The organism is Pseudonocardia pini, from assembly GCF_013870575.1.
Taxonomy (GTDB): Bacteria; Actinomycetota; Actinomycetes; order Mycobacteriales; family Pseudonocardiaceae; genus Pseudonocardia; species Pseudonocardia pini.
The window spans coordinates 1-8,320 of sequence record NZ_JACBXB010000185.1; the positions used below are offsets into that span (position 1 = coordinate 1).

The window sequence follows — 8,320 nt, forward strand, 5'->3', positions numbered from 1 at the left end:
CGCTCCCGGATCTGGTCGAGGACGGCGCCCGCGGTGAAGTCGACGTCGCCCACCGCGGCCGCGTCGAGACAGAACCAGCGCACCGGGGTGCCGGTGGACGTGAGAGTCGTCACGTCTTCAACGAGTCGCGACGCGTTCGCGAAATAGAGCCCGCTACCGAACCGGTAGACGACCAGTCCCTCCAGCGTCCGCTCCCCCGGCGCCACTTCCTCGGACCGCCAGTGCCCGTCGGCCGACTTCCGCAGCACCGCGTTGTGCGGCGAGTAGCTGTGCCGGAGGTGGTCGACGATCGAGGCCGCCACCGCCACCACGATCCCCGTCTCGACGCCGAGCACCACCACCGCGAGCGCCGTCACCACGGCCACGGCGAACTCGGCCCGGCGGACCGCCCAGAGCCTGCGCAGGCCGGCCACGTCCACCAGCTCGATCCCGATCAGCAGCACGACCGCGGCCAGGGCGGCGAGCGGGAGGAGCGCCAGCGGCGGCGTCAGGACCAGCACGACCACCACCGCGACGACGGCGGCGGCCAGCATCGCGAGCTGGCTGCGGCCACCCGCGGAGTCGACCATCTGGGTCTTGGTCGGGCTGCCGTTGACGACGAACGTCCCGGTGCAGGCCGCGGCCAGGTTGGCCCCGGCGAGGCCGACGACGTCCGCGTCGGTGTCCGCGGCCTCCCCGTACCGGCCCGCGTACGCCCGGGCCGTGGCGGCGCTCTGGGCCAGGATCACGACGACGATCGAGAGGGCGACCGGGAGCACCGCGCTCAGGTCGTCGAGGGTGAGGGACGGCAGCGTGGGCCGCGGCAGCCCGGAGGGCACCGGGCCGACCGTCGGCACCGCGAGACCCGCCACCGCGGTCAGGGCGATCGCGGCGACGACCGCGAGCAGCGCCCCGGGGATCCGACGGTCGACCCGGCGCAGCACGAGCACGAGCACGACCACACCGGCCGCGACGGCGAGGCCCACCGGGTCGATCTCCTCCCACCCGCGGACGAGCTCCACGAGCCGGGCGGGCACGTCGCGCGCCGTGACCGGGATCCCGAGCACCTCGCCGAGCTGGCCGACGGCGACCGAGATCCCCACCCCCGTCAGGAACCCGACGAGCACCGTGCGGGACAGGAAGCTGCCGAGCGCCCCGAGCCGCACCACCCGCGCGACGACGAGCAGCGCCGCCACCACCACCGCGGTCGTGCCCGCGAGCTCGACGAAGCGGTCCGATCCCGTGGCGGCGAGCGAGGCGAGGCCCGCGGCGAGGATCGCCGCGGTGGCCGAGTCCGCGCCCACGACGAGGTGCCGCGAGGCCCCCAGCACGGCGAACACGATCGCGGGCAGCAGGAGCGTGTAGAGCCCCGTCTCCACCGGCATCCCGGCGATCCGGGCGTACCCGAGGACCTCCGGGACGGCGAGGGCGGCCAACGTGGCACCCGCGACGACGTCCGGCAGCAGCCGGTCCCGGCGGAACTCCAGGCCCCGCCCGAACCAGCGCATCCCGGGAGGTTAGCCGGCGGCGGTCTCCCGGCGGCGCAGGACCCGGCCGACGATCTCGATCAGCACGCCCGCGGCGAGGCCGAGGGCCAGGGCGATCCAGAGCCGCTCCCAGGTGACCTCCAGCAGGAAGATCCCGGAGCCGAGCGCGGGGACCGCCAGGATGGTCGCCGCGACCAGGGCGAGCCCGGCGACCAGGGCGACCTTCCAGCGGTTGAAGGGCCGGGCGAAGAGGGTGAGCGCCCAGAGCGAGGCCACCAGCACCGTGATCGTGGCGACGGTCTGGCCCGCGGTGAGCCCGCCCGTGGGCTGCAGCCACCGGATGGTCCGGTCGCCGGCATAGGCCGCCGCGCCGATCAGCACGCCGACCGGGATCGCCAACCGCAGCACCCGGCGCAGGAAGCCCGGGACGTAGCGGCGCCGGTTCGGGGCCAGCGCGAGGACGAAGCCCGGGATGCCGATGGTCAGCGCCGAGATCAGCGAGAGCTGGATCGGCGCCAGCGGGTAGGCCGCGGCGGTCACGATCACCACCAGGGCCATGAGCAGCGAGTACACGTTCTTGACCAGGAACAGGTTCGCGGCCCGCTCGATGTTGGCGATCACCCGTCGACCCTCGGCGACGACGTCGGGCAGGTGGGCGAACTTGCCGTCGAGCAGGACGAGCTGGGCCACCGCGCGGGTCGCCGCGGCCCCGTTGCCCATCGCCACGCCGATGTCCGCGTCCTTGAGCGCCATCGCGTCGTTCACGCCGTCCCCGGTCATCGCCACGACGTGCCCGCGCCGCTGCAGGGCCCCGACGATCGCCCGCTTCTGTGCGGGCGTGACCCGGCCGAAGACGACCTTGTCCTCCAGGACCGCGGCCAGCTCGTCCGGGTCCTCGGGCAGGGTCCGGGCGTCGACGGCCTCGTCGGCGCGGGTGATCCCCGGCAGTCCGACGGCCGTGGCCACCGCACCGACCGTGCGCGGGTTGTCCCCGGAGATCACGCGCAGCGAGACGCCCTGCTCGGCGAAGTACCGCAGGGTGTCCGCCGCGTCCTCGCGGACCCGTTCGGCCAGCACCACGAGGGCGCGGGCGGTGAGCTCGGGCGGCAGCTCCTGGTCCTGCGGCGCCGAGTCCGACGACGCGAGGACGAGCACGCGCCTGCCCTGCTCGGCGATCTCCCCCGCCGTGCGCAGCAGGGCCGCCGAGGCGGGCTCGGCGGGCGCGGTCGTGAACACCATCTCCGGGGCGCCGAAGACCCACGTCCCGTGCTCCCCCGCCGTGACGGCGGACCACTTGCGCGCCGAGGAGAAGGGCACGCCACCGGTGCGGGCCCACGACCCGCCGGTGAACACCGCGGAGAGCGCGGCCGCCGTGGCGTTGGTGTCCGGGCCCGACGAGCAGAGGACGAGCGCCTCCCGGACCTCCGCCTCGTCGAGCGGGTCGGCGTCCTCGGGCAGCACGAGCCGGTCGAACACGATGTCGCCGTGGGTCAGCGTGCCGGTCTTGTCCAGGCACACGACGTCCACCCGGGCGAGGCCCTCGACGGCGGGCAGCTCCTGCACCAGCGTCTGCCTGCGGGCCAGGGTGACCGCCCCCAGCATGAACGCCAGGCTCGTGAGCAGGACCAGCCCCTCGGGCACCATGCCGACGAGCGCCGCGACCGCCCCCGTGACGGCGTCCTGCCAGCTGTGCGTGTCCTCGCTGCGGAACTGGCTCCACACCAGCAGCGGCGCGACCACCAGCATCATCAGCGAGATCCAGCGCAGCAGCGTGTTCGTGCCGGACACCAGCTCGGAGGAGACCTTGGTGAACTTCTTCGCCTCGGCGGTGAGCCGCGAGGCGTAGGCCTCGGACCCCACGGCGGTCGCCCGGAACCGGCCCCGGCCCGCGACGACGATCGAGCCGGACCGGACCTCGTCCCCCGGTTCCTTCGCGATCGGGTCGGACTCGCCGGTCAGCAGCGACTCGTCCACCTCCAGGCCCTCGGAGGAGGTGACGAGACCGTCCGCGGTGACCTGGTCCCCGGAGCGCAGCTCCATGAGCTCGTCGGCCACCACGTCCGCGACGGCGATCTCCGAGAGCTCGCCGTCCCGGACGACCCGCGCGTGCGGGGCGTTGAGCACCGCGAGCCGGTCCAGGGTCCGCTTCGCCCGGACCTCCTGGAACACCCCGATCGCCGTGTTGGCCACGATGACCAGGCCGAACAGGCCGTTCTGCCAGCGCCCGGTGGCGAGGATGACCAGGAAGAGCGCGAACAGCAGGCCGTTGAACGGGGTGAAGACGTTCGCCCGGATGATCTGCAGCGTGCTGCGGCTGGTCCGCGAGTCCACCGCGTTCGTGCGCCCCGCCGCGACCCGCTCCGCGACCTCCGCCGCGGTCAGGCCCGCCTCGCCCGCCCGCGCGGGCGCGCGTAGCAGCGGCGCACCGCCGATCAGATCCGCCATCGTCCCCCCGCCCTGAAGCCCCGGGATCACTCTAGGCCCGGGGGGCGGGCCGGCGATCCCGGCCCGTCTAGTACTCCTGCTCGCCGCGGGGGCTCGGGACGCTACGCGGCGGGCCGCCCGATCCCGGGCCGAGACCGGACCCGAACTCCCCGCCGAAGCCGGAACGGAAGTCCTGGTCGTACCGCCGGGCAGGGTGCTCGACGCGGATCGGGGCGGGCACGGCGGGATGTCCGGCCAGGTCGGGGGCGGTCCGCGGGGCGGGTGCCTGCGGCATGGACCGGGCGGCGTGCTGCCCCCGCGGCGGCGTCGACTCCGGGCCGGTCCCGCCGCGGCTCGCGGTGACGTCGTAGCCGGTCTCGGCGTGCTCGTACAGGTCCACGCCGCCCTTCTCGGCCTGTGCGGGCACCCGGAACCCGATGGTGAACCGGATCAGGTAGCCGATCACCAGCGTGGCCAGGAAGGAGTAGCCGGCGACCACGCCCGCGGCGATCGCCTGCCTGCCGAGCTGGGTGAGGCCGCCGCCGTAGGCGAGACCCTCCGTGGGCACGGCCGGGTTGACCGCGGAGGTGGCGAAGACGCCGACCAGCAGCGTGCCGACGAGCCCGCCGACCAGGTGGATGGCGACGACGTCGAGCGAGTCGTCCAGCCGCAGCCGCCACTTCAGCGCACAGGCCAGCGGGCAGATCACGCCCGCGGCCACACCGATCGCGATCGCCCCCCAGAGGTCGACGAACCCGCAGGCGGGGGTGATGGCGACGAGGCCCGCCACGGCGCCGGACGCCGCGCCCAGGGTCGTGGGGCTGCCGGTGCGCAGCTGCTCGACGACCAGCCACGCCAGCACCGCGGCGCAGGTCGCGATCGTGGTGTTGGCGAAGGCCATCGCGGCCACGCCGTTCGCCGCCAGGGCGGAGCCGGCGTTGAAGCCGTACCAGCCGAACCAGAGCAGGGCCGCGCCCAGCACGGTGAAGGGCAGGTTGTGCGGGCGCGCGATGGCCTGCGGCCAGCCCGTACGCCGTCCCAGCACGATGACCAGGGCGAGCGCGGCGGCGCCCGCGTTCATGTGCACGACCGTGCCGCCCGCGAAGTCGAGGGCGTGCAGCCGGTTCGCGATCCAGCCGCCGACGGCGTCGGGTGCGAGGAAGCCGTCGAAGGCGAAGACCCAGTGCCCCACCGGGGCGTAGACCAGCACGCTCCACAGGGCGACGAACACGACCCACGGCCAGAACCGGGTCCGCTCGGCGACCGCGCCCGAGATCAGCGCGGGGGTGATCACCGCGAACATCAGCTGGAACATCGCGAAGGCCAGGACCGGGACCGCGTGCGACCCCGGCCAGGCCTCACCCTGGCCCGCGAAACCGGCCAGCCCGTCGACGACCCAGTGGGCGCCCGGGGCGGAGACCTGCCCGATCAGGCCGGCCAGCGCGTCGTCGCCGAACGTGAGGTCGAACCCGACGACCGCCCAGACGAGGCCGACCACCACGAGGCAGACGACGTTCATCATCAGCATGTTGAGCACGCTCTTCGCGCGCACCATTCCGCCGTAGAAGAACGCGAGACCGGGGGTCATCAGCATGACCAGCGCGGCGCCGGCCAGCACCCACGCGGTGTCGCCCGGGTTCGCGCTCACCGGAGCACCCGCCGCTGCAGGGGGAACGGGCCCGGTGGCCACCGCCACTCACCGGACATGTTGTGTGCCACCGCCTTCTCACCGCCAGGCCCCCCTGCCGAACACGCAGCGTAGGACCGTCGACCACCGACGCCCGGCGGCCGCGGGAGATGTTAACGAACCGGTAACCGGTATCGCGAATCATCGAGAACGCGATTTCCCTCGCATTCCGAGCGATTTCACACGGTGCGTGGCCAGGCCATCACTAAGCGTTTCCGCGGGCGTTGTAGACGGTGTACTCGCCCGCCGCGGCGGCCCGACCGTACTCGGCGAAGACCCCCACCGCCTCCTGCCGGAGGACACCCACCGTGACCGCGATCCCCCGCGCCTCGAACTGCGGCGCCCAGTCCTCGCGCATCGGCCCCTCGTCGAAGCCGGTCAGCTCCTCCAGCTCCGGGCCGTCGCCGGCGACGACCAGCCTGCGCACCCCGGACCAGAGGACGGCGCCGTAGCACTGCACGCACGGCCGCCAGTTCACCACGAGCTCGTGGGCGGGCAGTCCGTCCGCTCCCAGGTCCCACGACCCCAGCCGGGTCTGGGCGAGGGCCAGCGCGACGACCTCGGCGTGGCCCACCGACAGCCCGGCCGCGAGCACGGTGTTGACCCCGGCCGACACCAGCCGCCCGGTCGCGGACTCCACGACGAGGGCGGCGAACGGCCCGCCGCTGCCCTCGGCGGGGTTGCGGGCGGCGAGCCGGTGGACCAGCGCCATGCGGTCGGCGTCGGTGGGCAGCGGGCCCGCGGGCAGCTCGCCCGCGACCCAGGCGGGCAGGGTGATCGTGAAGGAGTCGCTCACGCCCCGGGATCCTGCCGGAAGCCGTACAGCACCGCCGCCATGTCCTCGTGGGCGTGGCCCGCCTCGGCGGCGGCGAAGAAGCGGTCGTGCAGCGCCCGCATGACCGAGGGGTCGACCCCGGCCACGGCCAGAGCGTCGGCGATCAGGCCCGCGTCCTTGGCCGCACCGTCGAGGGCGAAGGCGGGCCGGTAGTCCGCCGTGATCATCGCCCTGCCCTTGAGCTGGGCGTACCCGGCGTCGAGCGGGCCGCCCGCGATCGAGTCGAGCCACTGCTGCGGGTCCACCCCCAGCGCCTGCGCGAGCCCGACGGCCTGCGCGGTGGCCCCGACCAGGGACAGCACCCAGGAGTTCGCGACGAGCTTGAGCCGGTGGCCGTCCCCGGGCTCGGTGCCGACCCAGACCGTCCTCGACCCGACCGCCTCGAACACGGGGGCGACGGTCTCCCGCAGGCCCTCCGGTCCGCTCGCCAGGACGGTGAGCTGCCCGGACTCCGCGGCGGGCCGGGTCCCGAGCACGGGGGCGTCGACGAACGCCACCCCGTGCCGCTCGGCCAGCTCCACGAGCCGGGTCGTCCCGGACAGCCCGACGGTCGAGCACTGCACCCAGACCACGCCCGCCCTGGCCGCGGGGAGCGCCTGCTCCATCACCTCGGCCACGGAGTCGGCGTCGAAGAGCATGGTGACCACCACGTCGGCGGCCGCGATCGCCGCGGCGGGGTCCTCCGCGACCTCCGCGCCGACCTCCGCCAGCGGCCGCGCCCGCTCGACACTGCGGTTCCACACCGTCGTCGGCAGTCCCGCCCGTGCCAGGTGGGTGGCCATCCCGGCCCCCATGATCCCCGTGCCCAACACCGTCACCGCGGTCATCCGTGCCTCCCGGTCGTCCGGCCCGGCATATCCGAGGCCGGGGGCGCCGAAACCCACTACGGTTCGCGACCATGGTCGTCGCCCGCCTCAGTGTCACCGCCCTGGACACCCGCGATCCCGTGGGCCTCGCGCGCTTCTACTCCGCCCTCACCGGGCTGCCGATCCGCGAGGGTGACCTCACGCCGCGCACCGACTGGGTCGAGCTCGAGGCGGACGGGCCCACGATCGCCTGCCAGCTCGCGCCCGGACACGTCCCGCCGGTCTGGCCGGGCGACGAGCACCCGCAGCAGATCCACCTGGACTTCGCGGTCGACGACCTCGACGAGGGCGAGGCGCGCGTGCTGGAGCTCGGCGGCCGCAAGACGGACACCCAGCCCGGCGGCGACTCGTGGCGGGTCTACCTCGACCCGGCGGGCCACCCGTTCTGCCTGGTGACCGACTAGCCGCACTCGCTCCCGGGATCCATGATCACCGGATAGGCACGGCCAGCCGCGCCCACCGCGGTCCTCAGCACCGAGACGACGATCTTGGACAACGTGGACCGGCCAAAGCACCCGCACCCGCACCCTCCATGATCACCGACTCGGCACGCACCGCCGCGCTGAGCGCGGCCCTCGCAGCCGAAACGGCGATCATGAGCTGGCCTCAGCCACCACCGCCCAAGCTCATCCATGATCACCGGATAGGCACGAGCAGCCGCGCCCACCGCGGTCCTCAGCACCAAAAAGGTGATCATGGAACGAGGCGGCCCTGCCCGTGCTCGCACTCGCACTGATCACTAACTCTGCACGCACCACCGCGCCGAACGCGGCCCTCGCAGCCGAAACAGCGATCATGAGCTGGCCTCAGCCACCGCCGAACCGACCGTGTCCTCGATCGCCGGTCGGGCCCGGTGAGCCGCGCCACCGCGGTTCCGCGCTCCGAGACGACGATCACCGGCGAGGGCCGCTCGGCCGCTCGGTCATGATCACCGAATGGGCGCGCAGGACCGCGTCTCCCGCGGCGCGCGCCTCCACGACAGCGATCATGGACGAAGGCCGTCCCCCAGTGCGAGCGCACGAACGCCGGCACAGGGCGGTCC

Annotated in this window: 6 protein-coding genes; 1 reads left to right on the forward strand and 5 read right to left on the reverse strand. The window is 74.1% G+C overall.

Annotated elements, in window-relative coordinates; all coding sequences use genetic code 11:
- The 5 genes from H5J29_RS13100 to H5J29_RS13120 form a co-directional block, all read right to left on the reverse strand.
- Window positions 1-1,487 (reverse strand): SulP family inorganic anion transporter (locus tag H5J29_RS13100; protein WP_181781217.1); only part of this gene is annotated, 1,487 nt, incomplete at its 3' end.
- 9 nt (window positions 1,488-1,496) lie between these two features.
- A complete protein-coding gene (locus H5J29_RS13105; protein ID WP_181781218.1) occupies window positions 1,497-3,911 on the reverse strand; it encodes a cation-translocating P-type ATPase in 2,415 nt (804 codons plus the stop codon).
- A 67-nt stretch (window positions 3,912-3,978) separates the two neighbouring features.
- Complete coding sequence (locus tag H5J29_RS13110; RefSeq protein WP_181781221.1) at window positions 3,979-5,484, reverse strand: ammonium transporter; 1,506 nt, start codon at window positions 5,482-5,484, stop codon at window positions 3,979-3,981.
- Window positions 5,485-5,782: 298 nt separating this feature from the next.
- Window positions 5,783-6,373: a nucleoside deaminase gene (locus tag H5J29_RS13115; RefSeq protein WP_220187353.1), complete on the reverse strand. Its 591-nt coding sequence runs from the start codon at window positions 6,371-6,373 to the stop codon at window positions 5,783-5,785.
- Window positions 6,370-7,239: an NAD(P)-dependent oxidoreductase gene (locus H5J29_RS13120; protein ID WP_181781219.1), complete on the reverse strand. Its 870-nt coding sequence runs from the start codon at window positions 7,237-7,239 to the stop codon at window positions 6,370-6,372. The genes H5J29_RS13115 and H5J29_RS13120 overlap by 4 nt, the downstream gene beginning before the upstream one ends.
- Window positions 7,240-7,310: 71 nt before the next feature.
- Between H5J29_RS13120 and H5J29_RS13125 the strand changes: the two genes are divergently transcribed.
- Window positions 7,311-7,682: a VOC family protein gene (locus tag H5J29_RS13125; protein WP_181781220.1), complete on the forward strand. Its 372-nt coding sequence runs from the start codon at window positions 7,311-7,313 to the stop codon at window positions 7,680-7,682.
- Window positions 7,683-8,320: the final 638 nt, after the last annotated feature.

Coding starts and splice junctions, on each gene's coding strand:
- H5J29_RS13105 (WP_181781218.1), bottom strand. CDS start 3,911: ATGGCGGATCTGATCGGCGGTGCGCCGCTGCTACGCGCGCCCGCGCGG.
- H5J29_RS13110 (WP_181781221.1), bottom strand. CDS start 5,484: ATGCTGATGACCCCCGGTCTCGCGTTCTTCTACGGCGGAATGGTGCGC.
- H5J29_RS13125 (WP_181781220.1), top strand. CDS start 7,311: ATGGTCGTCGCCCGCCTCAGTGTCACCGCCCTGGACACCCGCGATCCC.
- H5J29_RS13120 (WP_181781219.1), bottom strand. CDS start 7,239: ATGACCGCGGTGACGGTGTTGGGCACGGGGATCATGGGGGCCGGGATG.